The organism is Escherichia albertii (assembly GCF_028622335.1).
GTDB classification, from domain to species: Bacteria; Pseudomonadota; Gammaproteobacteria; order Enterobacterales; family Enterobacteriaceae; genus Escherichia; species Escherichia albertii.
Genome location: NZ_CP117568.1, coordinates 2,176,638 through 2,192,621, shown reverse-complemented (window position 1 = coordinate 2,192,621; position 15,984 = coordinate 2,176,638). Strand labels below are relative to the sequence as shown.

Here is a 15,984-nt window from a genome sequence, read left to right as displayed (position 1 = left end):
TAATTATCTCTCCCGGGGCGTGTTCCCGGGAATAATTACGCAGGGAGGCAAAATGAAAGACCAGACTTTGAAGGTTAGTGTTATCGATTTCCCATCAACCCGCGTGGCGATGTTGCCGCATCGCGGTAGCCCGGATTTGCTCAACTACAGTGTGGCGAAATTCATCATGTGGCGCAAAGACAGCGGATTCTCTCCTGTTAATCAAAGTAAAACATTTGGCGTCGCCTGGGACGATCCTGCTACCACTGAGCCAGACGCATTTCGTTTTGATATTTGCGGCAGTGTTAACGAACCGATTCCCGATAATCGTTATGGCGTGAGTAATGGAGAACTTACTGGTGGACGTTATGCTGTCGCCCGTCATTTTGGCGATCTGGATAATATCTCTCACACTATCTGGGCCATCATTCGCCACTGGCTTCCGGCAAGCGGCGAGAAAATGCGTAAAGCGCCGATCCTGTTTCACTACGCCAATCTTGCCGAAGGGATGACAGAGCGGCGACTGGAAACGGATGTTTATGTGCCGTTGGCGTGACGGGAATCTTTTACTGGAGTGTGAGCCAAATCACTCGCTATACGTTTGAGCAAACAATGCCACAGGCGTATTGTTGTCGGGCTTATAATCTCTCCGGTAAGGAATACCATGTATACGCGAAATTTATTATGGCTGGTCAGCCTGGTAAGTGCGGCTCCTCTCTACGCAGCTGACATTCCCGCCAACACACTGCTCGCTCCGCAACAAGTTTTTCGTTACAACAACCATAGCGACCCCGGCACACTCGACCCACAAAAGGTTGAAGAGAATACTGCCGCGCAGATTGTGCTGGATCTGTTTGAAGGTCTGGTATGGATGGACGGCGAAGGAAAAGTTCAACCTGCGCAGGCCGAACGTTGGGATGTGTCAGATGGCGGCAAACGTTATACCTTCCATTTACGTAAAGGCTTACGGTGGTCTGATGGTCAGCCTCTGACGGCGCAGGATTTTGTCCTCGGCTGGCAGCGTGCGGTTGACCCGCAAACGGCAAGCCCCTTTGCCGGATATCTGGCGCAGGCGCATATTCAAAATGCAGCCGCTATTGTGGCGGGAAAAGCGAAAGTTTCATCATTAGGTGTGAAAGCGACAGATGACCGCACTCTGGAAGTCACGCTTGAGCAACCTGCGCCGTGGTTTACCGCCATGCTGGCCTGGCCAACGCTGTTTCCGGTTCCGCATCATGTGGTTGAAAAATATGGCGATAGCTGGAGTAAGCCAGAACATATGGTTTACAACGGCGCCTTTGTGCTTGATAAGTGGGTAGTCAACGAAAAAATTACCGCACGTAAAAATCCAAACTACCGTGATGCACAACATACGGTATTGCAACAGGTTGAGTATCTGGCGCTGGATAATTCGGTCACCGGCTATAACCGCTATCGTGCGGGAGAGGTCGATCTTACCTGGGTTCCGGCGCAGCAAATTCCCGCTATCGAAAAGTCCCTCCCGGGCGAACTGCGGATCATCCCGCGTCTGAACAGCGAATATTACAATTTCAACATTCAGAAACCGCCGTTTGATGACGTCCGTGTGCGTCGGGCGCTGTACCTTACGGTCGACAGGCCGTTAATTGCGCAGAAGATCCTTGGATTGCGAACGCCTGCAATGACGTTGACGCCGCCAGAGGTAGAAGGTTTTCGTGCGCCAACGTTCGGGGAACTGCAACAACCGATGAGCGAGCGCGTCGCGGCAGCAAAAGCCTTGCTGAAACAAGCGGGATACGATGCCTCTCATCCGTTACGTTTTGAGCTGTTCTATAACAAGTACGATCTGCATGAAAAAACGGCGATTGCCTTGTCTTCTGAATGGAAAAAATGGCTTGGCGCGCAGGTGACGCTGCGTACGATGGAGTGGAAAACCTATCTTGATGCCCGGCGTAGCGGCGATTTCATGCTATCGCGGCAGTCGTGGGATGCGACGTACAATGATGCATCAACCTTTTTGAACACGCTTAAGAGCGATAGCGAAGAAAATGTCGGCCACTGGAAAAACGCACAGTATGACGCCTTACTAAACCAGGCGGCACAAACGACGGATGCAACAACGCGTAATGCGCTGTATCAGCAGGCTGAGGTCATCATTAATCAACAAGCACCGCTCATTCCTGTCTACTATCAGCCGCTCATCAAACTGCTTAAACCTTACGTTGGCGGTTTCCCACTGCATAATCCCCAGGATTATGTTTACAGCAAAGAGTTGTATATCAAGGCACATTGATGCCTTTATCGCCGTCGGAACGCGTCCGACGGCGCTATTCACGCTGATCTCCTGTGACTCGACGCGGCAGATAATGTAGTATCTCCGGCAATATTGCCCCTTTGAAGGCTGGCGAATAAGTTGAGGAATCAGAATTAATGAGCGATATGGCAGAGCGCCTTGCGCTACATGAATTTACGGAAAACGCCTACTTAAACTACTCCATGTACGTCATCATGGACCGCGCGTTGCCGTTTATTGGTGATGGCCTGAAACCCGTTCAGCGCCGCATTGTGTATGCGATGTCTGAACTGGGTCTAAATGCCAGCGCCAAATTTAAAAAATCGGCCCGTACCGTGGGTGACGTGTTGGGTAAATACCATCCGCATGGCGATAGCGCCTGTTATGAAGCGATGGTATTAATGGCGCAGCCGTTTTCTTACCGCTATCCGCTGGTTGATGGTCAGGGTAACTGGGGGGCGCCGGACGATCCGAAATCGTTCGCGGCGATGCGTTACACCGAATCCCGGTTGTCGAAATATTCCGAGCTGCTATTGAGCGAGTTGGGACAGGGGACGGCTGACTGGGTGCCAAACTTCGACGGCACCTTGCAGGAGCCGAAAATGCTGCCTGCCCGCCTGCCGAACATTTTGCTTAATGGCACTACCGGTATTGCCGTTGGCATGGCAACGGACATCCCGCCACATAACCTGCGCGAAGTGGCACAGGCGGCAATCGCCTTAATCGACGATCCGAAAACCACGCTCGACCAGTTACTGGATATCGTGCAGGGGCCGGATTATCCGACTGAAGCGGAAATCATCACCTCCCGTGCCGAGATCCGTAAAATCTACGAAAATGGTCGTGGTTCTGTGCGTATGCGCGCGGTGTGGAAGAAAGAAGATGGTGCGGTGGTTATCAGTGCTTTACCGCATCAGGTTTCCGGCGCACGTGTGCTTGAGCAAATTGCTGCACAAATGCGCAACAAAAAACTGCCGATGGTTGACGATCTGCGCGATGAATCCGATCACGAGAACCCGACTCGTCTGGTGATTGTGCCGCGTTCTAATCGTGTGGATATGGATCAGGTGATGAATCATCTCTTCGCCACCACCGATCTGGAAAAGAGCTATCGCATTAACCTCAATATGATTGGCCTGGATGGTCGTCCGGCGGTGAAAAACCTGCTGGAAATCCTCTCCGAATGGCTGGTGTTCCGCCGTGATACTGTGCGCCGCCGTCTGAACTATCGTCTGGAGAAAGTCCTCAAGCGCCTGCATATCCTGGAAGGTTTGCTGGTGGCGTTTCTCAACATCGACGAAGTGATTGAGATCATTCGTAGTGAAGATGAGCCGAAACCGAAGTTGATGTCGCGTTTTGGTATTACGGAAACTCAGGCAGAAGCAATCCTCGAACTAAAACTGCGTCACCTCGCCAAACTGGAAGAGATGAAGATTCGCGGTGAGCAGAACGAACTGGAAAAAGAGCGCGACCAGTTGCAGAGCATTCTGGCTTCCGAGCGCAAGATGAATAATCTGCTGAAGAAAGAGTTGCAGGCCGATGCGCAAGCTTATGGCGATGAGCGCCGCTCGCCGTTGCAGGAACGCGAAGAAGCGAAAGCGATGAGCGAGCACGACATGCTGCCGTCAGAACCCGTTACCATTGTGCTGTCGCAGATGGGGTGGGTACGTAGCGCCAAAGGCCACGATATCGATGCGCCAGGTTTGAACTACAAAGCGGGCGATAGCTTTAAAGCAGCGGTAAAAGGCAAGAGCAACCAGCCGGTGGTGTTTGTTGACTCCACCGGACGTAGTTACGCCATCGATCCGATTACGCTACCTTCCGCGCGTGGTCAGGGTGAACCGCTCACGGGTAAACTGACGCTGCCGCCAGGCGCCACCGTTGACCATATGTTGATGGAAAGTGATGATCAGAAACTGTTGATGGCTTCCGATGCTGGTTATGGTTTTGTCTGTACTTTTAATGATTTGGTGGCCCGTAACCGTGCAGGTAAAGCATTGATTACTTTGCCGGAAAATGCACATGTCATGCCACCGGTGGTGATTGAAGATGCCTCTGATATGCTGCTGGCAATCACTCAGGCGGGCCGAATGTTGATGTTCCCGGTAAGCGACCTGCCGCAGTTGTCGAAGGGTAAAGGCAACAAGATCATCAATATTCCGTCGGCTGAAGCCGCACGTGGAGAAGATGGACTGGCGCAGCTGTATATTCTACCGCCACAAAGTACGCTGACCATTCATGTCGGGAAACGCAAAATTAAATTGCGCCCGGAAGAGTTGCAAAAGGTCACAGGCGAGCGTGGGCGTCGCGGGACATTAATGCGCGGTTTACAGCGTATTGATCGTGTCGAGATTGACTCCCCGCGACGCGCCGGTAATGGCGACAGCGAAGAGTAAAATGCCGGAGGGGTATTGCCTCCTCCAGCCTGCAAGGTACGCCGGATGAGGCATTGATGCTACCATCCGGCACCGCGTTGAGTCCGTAGAAACGATAAAAATTCCCCTGAACCCGTTGTTTATTCATGTATTGCGATTAACAATACGCTTTTACGGAGAGCGGCCTTTAACAATGCCCTAACCTGACTTCAGGTGACGTACAATGCCAGTCTCTCAGACCTTTAGAGGGTGTTATGCTATATATTTTTCGTCTGATTATTACCGTGATTTACAGCATCTTAGTCTGTGTATTCGGCTCTATTTATTGCCTTTTCAGCCCACGTAATCCGAAGCATGTGGCTACTTTTGGGCATATGTTTGGTCGTCTTGCGCCGCTTTTTGGCCTGAAAGTTGAGTGCCGTAAACCTGCAGATGCTGAAAGCTATGGTAATGCTATCTATATTGCTAACCACCAGAACAATTACGACATGGTGACGGCATCAAACATTGTACAGCCGCCGACAGTGACGGTAGGTAAAAAGAGTTTGTTGTGGATCCCCTTCTTCGGGCAGTTGTACTGGTTAACCGGTAACTTATTGATCGACAGAAACAATCGTACTAAAGCTCACGGCACCATCGCGGAAGTTGTAAATCACTTCAAAAAAAGCCGCATTTCCATCTGGATGTTCCCGGAAGGAACGCGTAGCCGTGGTCGTGGCTTGCTGCCATTTAAAACAGGGGCATTTCATGCGGCAATTGCGGCAGGTGTTCCTATTATTCCCGTGTGTGTTTCCACAACTTCGAATAAGATTAATCTTAACCGCTTGAATAATGGTTTAGTGATCGTAGAAATGCTGCCGCCAATTGACGTTAGTCAATATGGCAAAGATCAAGTTCGCGAGCTGGCTGCCCATTGTCGTTCGATAATGGAACAAAAAATCGCCGAGCTCGATAAAGAAGTCGCAGAGCGCGAAGCCGCCGGAAAAGTTTAAGTCGGCAATCTGTTTTTGCGGGAATATTTTCCTGCACGGTATTACTTTAGCCAGTTTTACATGGAGCAAATATGTCACTCAGTCGGCGTCAGTTCATTCAGGCATCGGGGATTGCATTGTGTGCAGGAGCTGTCCCCCTGAAGGCAAGCGCAGCCGGTCAACAGCAACCTCTGCCCGTTCCGCCGCTGCTTGAATCTCGCCGTGGGCAACCGCTGTTTATGACAGTACAGCGCGCGCACTGGTCATTTACGCCAGGAACGCGCGCGCCGGTCTGGGGTATCAATGGTCGTTATCTTGGGCCGACTATCCGCGTCTGGAAGGGCGATGATGTTAAGCTGATTTACAGCAACCGATTGACAGAAAATGTCTCAATGACCGTGGCTGGGCTACAGGTGCCCGGTCCGTTGATGGGGGGCCCGGCTCGCATGATGTCGCCGAACGCTGACTGGGCGCCAGTGCTGCCGATTCGTCAGAATGCAGCGACCTTGTGGTATCACGCCAATACGCCAAACCGTACCGCCCAGCAGGTCTATAACGGTCTTGCCGGGATGTGGTTGGTGGAAGATGAAGTCAGTAAATCACTGCCGATTCCCAATCATTATGGTGTGGATGATTTTCCCGTAATTATCCAGGATAAACGTCTGGATAACTTTGGTACACCGGAATACAACGAACCGGGAAGCGGCGGCTTTGTTGGTGATACGCTGCTGGTCAATGGCGTACAAAGTCCGTACGTCGAAGTGTCGCGCGGCTGGGTACGTCTGCGTTTGTTGAATGCTTCGAACTCACGTCGTTACCAATTGCAGATGAGTGACGGACGCCCGTTGCACGTGATTTCTGGCGATCAGGGATTCCTGCTTGCGCCGGTGTCGGTAAAACAACTTTCGCTGGCTCCGGGAGAACGCCGTGAAGTTTTGGTGGATATGAGCAACGGTGATGAAGTGTCGATCACCTGCGGTGAGGCGGCGAGTATTGTTGATCGTATTCGCGGTTTCTTTGAGCCATCCAGCATTCTGGTTTCTACGTTAGTGCTTACACTGCGCCCGACCGGGCTTCTGCCGCTGGTGACTGATAGCCTGCCGATGCGCCTGTTGCCAACTGAAATTATGACGGGTTCGCCGATTCGTAGCCGTGATATTAGCCTCAGCGATGATCCCGGCATTAATGGACAGCTATGGGATGTTAACCGCATTGATATAGCCGCCCAGCAGGGAACGTGGGAACGATGGACGGTGCGCGCAGACGAACCGCAAGCGTTCCATATTGAAGGCGTGATGTTCCTGATCCGCAATGTGAACGGCGCGATGCCATTCCCGGAAGACAGAGGCTGGAAAGACACCGTTTGGGTCGATGGACAGGTAGAACTATTGGTCTATTACGGTCAGCCTTCCTGGGCGCATTTCCCGTTCTACTTTGGTAGCCAGACGCTGGAAATGGCGGATCGCGGTTCGATTGGGCAGTTGCTGGTAAACCCGGTGCCATAACGGACGAATTCTCCCGCCTGGATTGAGGGAGGCTCCGGGAAGGTCCATGGAGAAATTGATTACATAGATCAGCTATACACTGATGTTAATAGTGATTAATTCGCTGAAGCAGCAAGATTTAATGAGGGGCATTGCGCCCCTTTTTTCATTCTCAGCATTGCCTGGGGAGTTCTGCACAGCAATATTTTTCATATGACACGTCCTGTGTCTCACAAATCCGCTTGAGGTTGAAGCCGTTTCAGAATTTCGGGTGCTGTTTGCGCAATGATAACGCGCTATTGTCCCGGTATTATCTTTCATGGCAGAGACTTCAATGGGACGAGAATTTGCAATTGGTCTTTGGCTATGGCCTTTGGCATTAGCAGACATCTGCGCATTGCTGCTGATTACATTGGTGCTCCATAGCCCACGTGTTCGTGCGGTTTGGTTGTGGGTCATACTGCCCCAAACAGCGGTTGTTTCTGCCGCGGCTTTTCTCTTTTATTGGCTGGAACAGGTAGATTATCTGGGGATGATTATCACCTTCGCGCTGATAAGCCAATTTCCCGCATTGCTGGTTGCGGTTATTGGGCGGCGGCATCTTAAATATATTTGGCTATTGTGTCATATCATTTTTGTTATTCTTTGGGGATGTATGGAGCCCGTCAATTCACTACAAAGAGCAATCCTTGAAGGATGGGAAGGAAAACAGATTTCCCATTTGCACCAACGAATGGAACAGTAAATGGTAAATTTAATGTTGATAGTGTGGATTTGCGACTGACGCGATGCTCCGCAAAAATAGTTGTTTGTGTTATTCATGTTGATACCGCTAATTGGAACGCGACGCATGAAAAGATAAATCAGCAATGCAAATTAAGGGATTAATTTATGCGTGACGATGAAGCGCTTCACCATTTTTTCCTGACACTACTTATGGTGGGGGGATATCTGTTATTGCTGTTTATTGTCCTCGTCCTTTCCTTTAGTCGTTCGGGATGGCGAAAAACAGGAATGTGGGGGATATTACCGCAGCTGGCGATGGTGTTTTTGTTGCCGACTGGGTTGTATTTACTGGCGTTATCTTCTGTTGCGTTTGGGTTTTTGTTTAATTCGGTGTGGATATTATTCCCCTGTCTAATATTAATAATACTGATAAATAAATGGAGACAGCGTTCCCTCGTATGGACATGTATTTGCCATACTATTTGCTTGTTGTTGCTCTTTTGGCAGGCAGAGCCCATGTTAACTACAGCCTGGTTTAATCACCAACAACTACGTCAGTTGGTCGAGGCGGAACAGGAAAACTTCCGCACACTGGACAGGATTCGTGATACTCGACGGCTGGAACAGATGTTGCTGGTAGCGTTGAAGTCCCCAGAGAATGAAACATCCGAAAAGGTCTTTCGTTACCTGTCAGATCGGATCTCACCGTTTACCATTCCTTCCATTGACGATGAAAAGTATTTTACCCGCTCATTTTTTTCTCTGGCGCTGGAGCACTACAATGCGCGCGCAATCCGAGCATTCAGTCGTTTTCTGCAAGGGGATTCCCAACAAGCGCAGAAATACCGTGAAATTATTCGAGAAGACAATCCATTACTGGAGATGTACAGGGGGATACGCGTTCCTGTTCGCTATAGCGATGAAGATATTGCTCGTCAGCTTGTTTCCGCACGCAAAATAAGCCTGACATTGCTGTCTCTGATGCCGGAATTATTGAGCGAGGAAGTGTATGCCAATGTTATTGATTCTTATGACAGTGCAACGCTGAAAACTTTCTGGCAGATACAGCCGCCGCCCACGCCTGTTTTACGCCTGGAGGCAATGTCCGTAATTCCCATGACGACAGAACTGGTTCAAGAGGTAAAGGCGTATCCAACGCTGCTGCAATCGAAGGATAATAGCGGCAGAACGGTGCTGGCTTACATTGTGCGTTTTGGGAATATTGCTGTAATACAGGCACTGATTGACGCTAATCTAATTGACTGGCAACGGTTTATTCAACATCAGGAACGTACGAAGCCATTATTACTGGCGACCTGGCGACAAAAATACGAGGACGATCATGGCACCTTCGTATTGATTCTAAAGGATATGCTGGCAAAAAATACGCCTCCGGGGGCGGAAGAAGTAATGAATTGCATCAAGGATGGCATGACGCCAGATGATTTTTTGGCTGCCGGAATGAGTCAGGTACAATTCTGTACCGCAATTGAACAAAGTCTTCAGGCGAAAGAATCAGTACTGCCGGTGAATCAATTACGTTACATGCAATCCTCGCTATGTGCCGCGAAGTAAGCAGACGGGCCTGAATACTTCAGGCCCGTCTGTCTGTCAGTTCGAAAATAGCCCTGGTAGCATCAAGCTAATCTGTGGGAAATAGCAAATAATTGCCATCACTACAAACAAAGCCAGAAACATCGGTAGCAATGGTTTTATTGCCCTGTCGATACTGACCTTGCCAATACTGCACCCCACAAACAGGATAGTGCCGACTGGCGGTGTACAAAGGCCAATGGTTAAGTTGAAAACCATAATGATGCCAAAGTGAATGGGATCTATATCCAGATGTTGAGCGATCGGCAGGAAAATGGGCGTAAATATCAGAATTGCGGGCGTGATATCCATAAAAGTACCGACGATCAACAGAATGATATTAATAATAAACAGAATAACCCATTTGTTATCCGAAACGCGGGTAATGAGCTCATTGATTAACTCAGGAACATCTGCATTGGTCATGGCCCATGACATTCCCATCGAACATCCTACCAATAGTAATACGATTGAGCTGGTTACCACAGAATCTAACAGAATGTCATTGAGTTTCTTAAGGGTAATTTCTCTATAAATCATCGCCAGCAGTAAGCTATAAATTACCGCAATGGCAGACGCCTCCGTAGGTGTAAATATCCCCGCAATAATACCGCCGATAATGATAAAAATAAGCATCAGGCTGGGAATTGATTCGCGAAATACCTGTAAAAACTGACGAAAACTTATCCGCTCAGCCACCGGATAATGGTTACGTCGTGCATAAAGTGCCGCTACAAACATTAAAGCAATTGCGGTGAGAATACCCGGTAGATATCCGGCTAAGAATAGCGCGGCAACAGAAGTCCCCCCGCTGGCAAGCGAATAGACAATCAACACATTGCTCGGCGGGATCATCAGGCCAATGGGAGCAGAGGCAATATTCACTGCCGCAGAGAACGCCGGATCATAGCCCTCTTTTTCCTGTAGTGGCGACATAATCCCGCCTACCGCGGCTGCTGACGCAACGGCCGAACCTGAAATCGCGCCAAACAGAGTATTCGCAAGGATATTACAATGAGCCAGCGAACCGGGAAGACGACCAACCAGCGCCTGCGCCAGATGAACCAGTCGTCGGGCGATGCCGCCGGTATTCATAATGTTTCCGGCTAACACGAAAAAGGGAATAGCTAATAGCGTAAAACCGTCCAGACCTACGGTCATCTTTTGTGAAATAACAGAAATGGCGGCATCTGGGGGGAGAGCAGTAATAATAGATAACAGTGAAGAAAGACCAATAGAAAAAGTGATTGGCACACCTATTGCCAGCATAACGGCAAAACTGCCAAATAGAATTAATACGGGGTAGATATATTCAAAGTCCATACTTCCCTCGTTAATGAGAATTCCGTTTACGATAGTTGTCGATAATATTCATTACTGAATACCAAACCAGAATAACCCCACTGACAGGCATTACCCAATAGACTTTATCCATCGGCCATTTTAATACGGGGGATATTTGTCCAACATGTTGAGCTTTTTCGACAACAATGTTACCGCCATATATCATAAAAATAATCGCAAAGACCGTTATAACAATCTGGATAAAGCAGTCCAGAACTCGTGCAGAAGCTACGGGAAGTTTTTGTGCTAACAGCTCAATCGCCAGATGTTTTTTTAACCCGGCAGTATAGACGCCGCCAAGTAAAATCATCCACATAAATAAAATCTGAGTAAACTCGTCAAGCACAGTGCTGGGAGCGTTAAAAATAAAACGTGCAATCACTTGCCAGGTTACACAGAACACCATAATGGCGAGAATAATGCAGCAACATCCGGCAAGAATCTTATTAATAATATGTGTGAATGTTTGCATAAGTCTTCCTTGAAAGGGCAGGTATTACCCGCCCATTAGGGTTACATATTTTCTACTTGCTCAAGGTTTTTGGCTGACTGCGCATCTTTTGCCTTGAACTCGTCATATAAAGGTTTTACTCGCGCTTTGAACGCAGATTTATCAACATCAACAACAGTTGCATTCATCTCTTTTATTTTTTCATAGGCCTCTTTTTCTGCTGCAGGCCAGATGACATCTTTCATTTGCTGCATTGATTCATCGGCAGCTTTTAATAATGCTGTGCGTTCTTTGTCTCCAAGGTTATTCAACGCGCTGGTGCTAATAATTAATACATCTGACACCATAGTATGCTCATCTCGTGAATAGACTTTTGCGACTTCGGCGTGACGCATGTCGGAATAAACGACAGTGCTGTTTTCTCCGCCATCAACCACACCTTGCTGAAGTGCGGTGTAGAGTTCACCCTGCGCCATAGGGGTAGCGACACCACCAAGTGCTTTCATCATTGCGATAGCGCTGGGACTTTGTTGAACCCTGATTTTCATTCCTGCTAAATCTTCAGGTTTGGTAATCGGTTTATTGGCGTAAAAACTTCTCGCACCGCCGTCATAATATGTAATACCAACAAAACCTTTGCTTTCTGATGACTTAAGTATTTTTTTACCTAAATCGCTTTGCAGAACACGATAATAGTGATCGCGATCGCGGAATAAGAATGGCAGACTGAAAAGACTGTAATCCGGGGCAAAAGATTCCAGTGACGCGGCGTTCACTTTCACCATCTGTAATGCACCGGAGTTCATTAGTTCTAGTGATTCACGTTCGTTACCTAATGTGGCATTTGGGTAAATTCGAATAACCAGTTCACCGTTAGAATATTCTTTAGTTTTATCAGCTAAATAACTTAATGCTTTATGGACAGCATGGCTTTTATCCTGATTATGACTGAGTTTTAATGTTGTTTTCGCCAGCGTTGCATTGGAAATTAATAAACAACTGGTTAACAGCATAAGCGATGCCGTTAGAGGACGAAGTGCTTTCATATCCTGCTCCTGGTTAATATAACAGAAACGATAAATACCGCGCTTTTCTATCGTTATAGTAAAAAGTGGTTATTAATTCTCTGCCAGATAATGGAAAATGCTTTCAGGAACCGGAATTCCTTCTCGCTGGCATTTTTCTTTGTAGTGTATTTGTGGATCATTTGGTGCTAATACTTTTTCGACACCGGGAACTGGCTTAACGGCATGCAGTTCCGTGACCATTTGCGCCATGGTTTTTGCAAAAACAGGATTGCCGAACTTTTTCGGATCGATAGCAATAACCAGACTTGCCAGCTTACGCATTTTGTCATAATCACCATACATGCGAACAATATGGTTGCCAAAATTTGCATTCATCAGCACGCCAGTCAGTGCATCTATAGCCAGCGCAATGCCCGAACCTTTGTGTTGGCCGAAAGGTAGCAGATTTTCAATCTTATGCGGATCAGTGGTGCCATAACCGTCTTTATCTATCGCCAGCCCTTCAGCAATATGTTTGCCAGTTTCTTTTGCATGCAGTATTTTGCCGAAAGCCGTGGCGCTGGTCGCCATATCAACAATCATCGGATGGCTGTTTTCCACCGGGAAACCGAAGGCGATGGGGTTAGTTCCCAAAAAGCGCTCGGCGCCGCCATGAGGAGCCACGCAGGTATCGGTTTGCGTCATTACAATAGCGACCAACCCTTTGTTGGTGATCATCTCTGCAAAATAAGATAACGCGCCACAGTGAGATGTGTTTTTAATGCTAACAAAACCGAGCCCTTCTTCCTGGGCCAGTTTAATGGCGTGTTCAGTGGCGTTAATTAATGCGGAATGCCCCATCCCGTCGTCAGAGTCGAGAATTGCCACTGACGGTGAAATTTGCTCGATACTAAACTGTGCGGTTTTATTTAACCCTCCGGCAGCAAGACGGGTGCAATAATGTTCGACACGCATAACACCATGTGAATGCACACCAGTAATATCGGCATGAACTAAAACATCTGTCACCTGTTGTGCGGTGTCGGCATCCAGACCGGCGGTATGTAATTTGTGGTGCACCAGTGATTTTAAATTTTCTTCACTGACATAAACAGTTGTCATTTTTGTTCCCTTAAAAAGTAATCACACCCTTGACCATATTTTTATTTTCTACCACGTTTCGCTGGTAATCCTCGCCAACACGAAAGAAATTGAACTGCTGGTTTTTCATTAAATTTTCGTGAATTTTATTGCTGCGCATCAGTTCAATCACCAACACAAAATCTTCCCGTGTGGCATTGCGACTGCTGAGTAAAGTTGTCTCTTTTTTATGGAAGGTCGGATCGTCAATAACAAGTTCACCAATATACAAACCGATAAAAACAATTTTGCCGCCATGACGAATAAGATTTACATCCTGACTCATTGAAGCTTTATTTCCCGTCGCATCCAGTAGTACGCAAGCCAGTTCGCCTCCAAAGGCCTCACGAAGCGCGGGAATAAAATCTTCCTGTGTGGGATCGAAGGCATTAATAGCCAGATTACCCACAACGTGCTGGCGACGTTGGCTATCAATATCTGCAACAACAACATGCGCCCCTTTAGCCCTGGCAATGGCTGCGGTCGCCAGACCGATTGGTCCGGCGCCAATCACCAGTACGTTTTGTTCAGTCTTGATCTCAGCACGGCGAACGGCGTGTGCTCCAATAGCGAAGCATTCAACCAATGCTCCGGCGCTATCGCTGACCTCGTCAGGGAGCGGCACAAGGTTGTCTTCACGTACCGCAAGGTATTCACAAAAACCCCCATCCTGATGCACGCCATACAACGAAACACGTTCGCAGCAGTTCGTTTTCTCTTCCCGACAGGCTGCGCACTCGCCACATGGTATGCATGGGATGACGGAATAGCGCTGGCCTGACTGTGCTGTTTGGCACTGGCTACCTCGTGAAACCGCTTCGGCGCATATTTCATGGCCTAATACACGTGGGTAGCTAAAAAAAGGCTGTCTACCGGCAAATGCGTGAATATCAGTACCACAAATACCCACGGCTTTAATTTTTAATAGCACTTCGTTATTTGCTGGCACGGGAATATCCTTTTCCTCATATTCCATAACGCCAGGCCGCTGACAAATTAATGTTTTCATTTTTGCTTATCCAATAATAACTGGCTAATGGTAGCCTTGATGCCGTTGTTTTCTATATTCGCAAAGGCGATTTTTATTTCATTTATAAATGGCTGATGATTGCTTAATTCACCAAATATGGCGCTAAGGTGCAGTAATGCGAGTGCCTGTTGCCATGCGTCTTGTTGTTCCTTTATTAGCGCCTGAAATTGTTCACTCATTGGATCAGCGACAGACTGGCTTTTCTCAACGGCTTCAATGACATAATGCAACCAACCAGCGACGAGCAGTGACAGAACAGCATTGTTTTGTTTTTGCTGATGCAATTTCAGCCAGGGAGTCAGCCCTCGCTGGGGAAGCTTTTGTGAACCGTCCATGGCTATTTGTCCGGTACGGTGTGCAACGTTACGGTTGCTAAAACGTTCAATTAACAGGTCGGCGTATTCCTGGATGTTGATATTTAAGTCTGGATTAAGTGTTCGGGCTTGTTCATTAATCATCAGCTGGAGGGTAATGGAACGAAAATCAGCGTCTTCCATGCATTGCCAGATAAATTCATAACCTGCCAGCGAGCCGTTATAAGCCAGAAATGAATGGCTACCATTTAACATGCGTAACTTCATCTCTTCATAAGGCTGAACATTACTGACCAACATCGCGCCGGCTTTATCCCATTCCGGCCGTCCGCGCACAAAATTATCTTCGATCACCCACTGACGAAACGATTCGCAGACGATTCCGCAGGGGTCGGCATAACCGGTTTTCGTTTCCAGTAAGGCGAATTGCGATTCAGTCATTGCCGGAACAATGCGGTCGACCATCGTGCCTGGAAACGAGACATTTTCTTCGATCCACTGAGCCAGGGGCTGGTCCAGTTGTCGGGCAAAACCGAGAACGGCATTTCGCGTCAGATGTCCGTTGTCTGGCAAGTTATCGCAGGAGAGCACGCTAAAAGCAGCGAGTCCGGCCGCTTTACGTTGTTGCAAAGCACAGACGATCAAGCCAATAGCCGACTGAGGCGCATCCGGGTTTTGTAGATCGTGTTGGATTAATCCATTGGTGAGATCAAGCGAGCGCGAGACAATAGCCTTTCTCGGTGATGGTTAATGAAACGATTTTTACCTGAGGTTCAGTCAATTTCTGGATCGCTGCGGCAATGCCGTCCACTGGCGTATGAATACCGCCAGCCACCGAACGCACAAGGCGCGAGGTAGATTGCGATGCAGACGTTTCCACAACCGAAAACAGCCCATTTTGCGCATTTAAGTTTTCGATCAGTTGAGCATCACCAAACAGGTTGATCTCAAAGATCCCCCAGCGGGTGTCCGAAAGCTGATTGGTGAGATCCGTATAGACAGCCTGGTGTCCCCGATGAAAAGCGCCAAAACCAATATGGACAATATCTGCCTGTAACCCGCCCCGAGGCCAGGTGGTTACCTGATCATAGTGGGCGACAGCGATGCTTTCGTTCCCTGACATTGTGTTCTTATCTCTGTTGGTTATTGTGTGTGGACCAATTTACATAATTCACTAGACCAAAAACAGAGATATGCATCACGCTTGCAGATAAAGGTCAAAGTAAGAAACAGAATGAAAATAAGCTATTTTATTTAATATCAGTAGGTTGTATGTATAAATCGATCTGGGAATTTTC

Annotated in this window: 12 protein-coding genes and 1 pseudogene; 7 read left to right on the top strand and 6 right to left on the bottom strand. The window is 48.1% G+C overall.

What is annotated here, in order from left to right:
• Window positions 1–52: 52 nt before the first annotated feature.
• The 7 genes from PS053_RS10595 (at window position 53) to PS053_RS10565 (ending at window position 9,382) form a co-directional block, all read left to right on the top strand.
• A complete protein-coding gene (locus PS053_RS10595; RefSeq protein WP_137653915.1) occupies window positions 53–535 on the top strand; it encodes an AraC family transcriptional regulator in 483 nt (160 codons plus the stop codon).
• Window positions 536–643: 108 nt separating this feature from the next.
• Window positions 644–2,251: an ABC transporter substrate-binding protein gene (locus tag PS053_RS10590; protein ID WP_256878821.1), complete on the top strand. Its 1,608-nt coding sequence runs from the start codon at window positions 644–646 to the stop codon at window positions 2,249–2,251.
• Between the two features lie 137 nt (window positions 2,252–2,388).
• A complete protein-coding gene (parC, locus tag PS053_RS10585) occupies window positions 2,389–4,647 on the top strand; it encodes a DNA topoisomerase IV subunit A (protein ID WP_256878822.1) in 2,259 nt (752 codons plus the stop codon).
• A 233-nt stretch (window positions 4,648–4,880) separates the two neighbouring features.
• Window positions 4,881–5,618, top strand: coding sequence for a 1-acylglycerol-3-phosphate O-acyltransferase (plsC, locus tag PS053_RS10580; RefSeq protein ID WP_000965718.1), 738 nt, complete (start codon window positions 4,881–4,883; stop codon window positions 5,616–5,618).
• A 71-nt stretch (window positions 5,619–5,689) separates the two neighbouring features.
• On the top strand, window positions 5,690–7,102 hold the full coding sequence (ftsP, locus tag PS053_RS10575; RefSeq protein WP_000059379.1) for a cell division protein FtsP: 1,413 nt from the start codon (window positions 5,690–5,692) through the stop codon (window positions 7,100–7,102).
• Window positions 7,103–7,400: 298 nt separating this feature from the next.
• Window positions 7,401–7,826, top strand: a complete 426-nt coding sequence (locus PS053_RS10570; RefSeq protein ID WP_256878823.1) for a hypothetical protein — start codon at window positions 7,401–7,403, stop codon at window positions 7,824–7,826.
• A 497-nt stretch (window positions 7,827–8,323) separates the two neighbouring features.
• Window positions 8,324–9,382 carry a hypothetical protein gene (locus PS053_RS10565; protein ID WP_059216438.1) on the top strand — a complete coding sequence of 353 codons (1,059 nt, stop codon included), beginning with the start codon at window positions 8,324–8,326 and terminating at the stop codon, window positions 9,380–9,382.
• Window positions 9,383–9,418: 36 nt separating this feature from the next.
• Here the strand turns inward: PS053_RS10565 and PS053_RS10560 are convergent, their stop codons facing one another.
• From PS053_RS10560 to PS053_RS10535, 6 genes and pseudogenes are all read right to left on the bottom strand, one after another.
• Window positions 9,419–10,723 (bottom strand): TRAP transporter large permease, encoded by a 1,305-nt coding sequence (locus PS053_RS10560; protein ID WP_256878824.1) that lies wholly within the window; start codon window positions 10,721–10,723, stop codon window positions 9,419–9,421.
• A gap of 10 nt (window positions 10,724–10,733) precedes the next feature.
• Window positions 10,734–11,216: a TRAP transporter small permease gene (locus tag PS053_RS10555; RefSeq protein ID WP_001193039.1), complete on the bottom strand. Its 483-nt coding sequence runs from the start codon at window positions 11,214–11,216 to the stop codon at window positions 10,734–10,736.
• Window positions 11,217–11,257: 41 nt separating this feature from the next.
• Window positions 11,258–12,241 (bottom strand): TRAP transporter substrate-binding protein, encoded by a 984-nt coding sequence (locus PS053_RS10550; RefSeq protein ID WP_256878825.1) that lies wholly within the window; start codon window positions 12,239–12,241, stop codon window positions 11,258–11,260.
• Window positions 12,242–12,313: 72 nt separating this feature from the next.
• Window positions 12,314–13,324, bottom strand: a complete 1,011-nt coding sequence (locus PS053_RS10545; protein WP_000214535.1) for an Ldh family oxidoreductase — start codon at window positions 13,322–13,324, stop codon at window positions 12,314–12,316.
• Window positions 13,325–13,334: 10 nt separating this feature from the next.
• Window positions 13,335–14,351, bottom strand: a complete 1,017-nt coding sequence (locus PS053_RS10540) for a zinc-binding alcohol dehydrogenase family protein (protein WP_000853936.1) — start codon at window positions 14,349–14,351, stop codon at window positions 13,335–13,337.
• A pseudogene (locus tag PS053_RS10535) lies at window positions 14,348–15,809 on the bottom strand (mannitol dehydrogenase family protein). Before PS053_RS10535 ends, PS053_RS10540 begins: the two are co-directional and overlap by 4 nt.
• Window positions 15,810–15,984: the final 175 nt, after the last annotated feature.

Bases quoted from the DNA above. Each gene is read 5' to 3' on its own strand.
- PS053_RS10540 (WP_000853936.1), bottom strand. From the start codon at position 14,351: ATGAAAACATTAATTTGTCAGCGGCCTGGCGTTATGGAATATGAGGAA.
- PS053_RS10590 (WP_256878821.1), top strand. From the start codon at position 644: ATGTATACGCGAAATTTATTATGGCTGGTCAGCCTGGTAAGTGCGGCT.
- PS053_RS10550 (WP_256878825.1), bottom strand. From the start codon at position 12,241: ATGAAAGCACTTCGTCCTCTAACGGCATCGCTTATGCTGTTAACCAGT.
- PS053_RS10595 (WP_137653915.1), top strand. From the start codon at position 53: ATGAAAGACCAGACTTTGAAGGTTAGTGTTATCGATTTCCCATCAACC.
- PS053_RS10560 (WP_256878824.1), bottom strand. From the start codon at position 10,723: ATGGACTTTGAATATATCTACCCCGTATTAATTCTATTTGGCAGTTTT.
- PS053_RS10565 (WP_059216438.1), top strand. From the start codon at position 8,324: ATGTTAACTACAGCCTGGTTTAATCACCAACAACTACGTCAGTTGGTC.
- plsC (WP_000965718.1), top strand. From the start codon at position 4,881: ATGCTATATATTTTTCGTCTGATTATTACCGTGATTTACAGCATCTTA.
- parC (WP_256878822.1), top strand. From the start codon at position 2,389: ATGAGCGATATGGCAGAGCGCCTTGCGCTACATGAATTTACGGAAAAC.
- PS053_RS10555 (WP_001193039.1), bottom strand. From the start codon at position 11,216: ATGCAAACATTCACACATATTATTAATAAGATTCTTGCCGGATGTTGC.
- PS053_RS10570 (WP_256878823.1), top strand. From the start codon at position 7,401: ATGGCAGAGACTTCAATGGGACGAGAATTTGCAATTGGTCTTTGGCTA.
- ftsP (WP_000059379.1), top strand. From the start codon at position 5,690: ATGTCACTCAGTCGGCGTCAGTTCATTCAGGCATCGGGGATTGCATTG.
- PS053_RS10545 (WP_000214535.1), bottom strand. From the start codon at position 13,324: ATGACAACTGTTTATGTCAGTGAAGAAAATTTAAAATCACTGGTGCAC.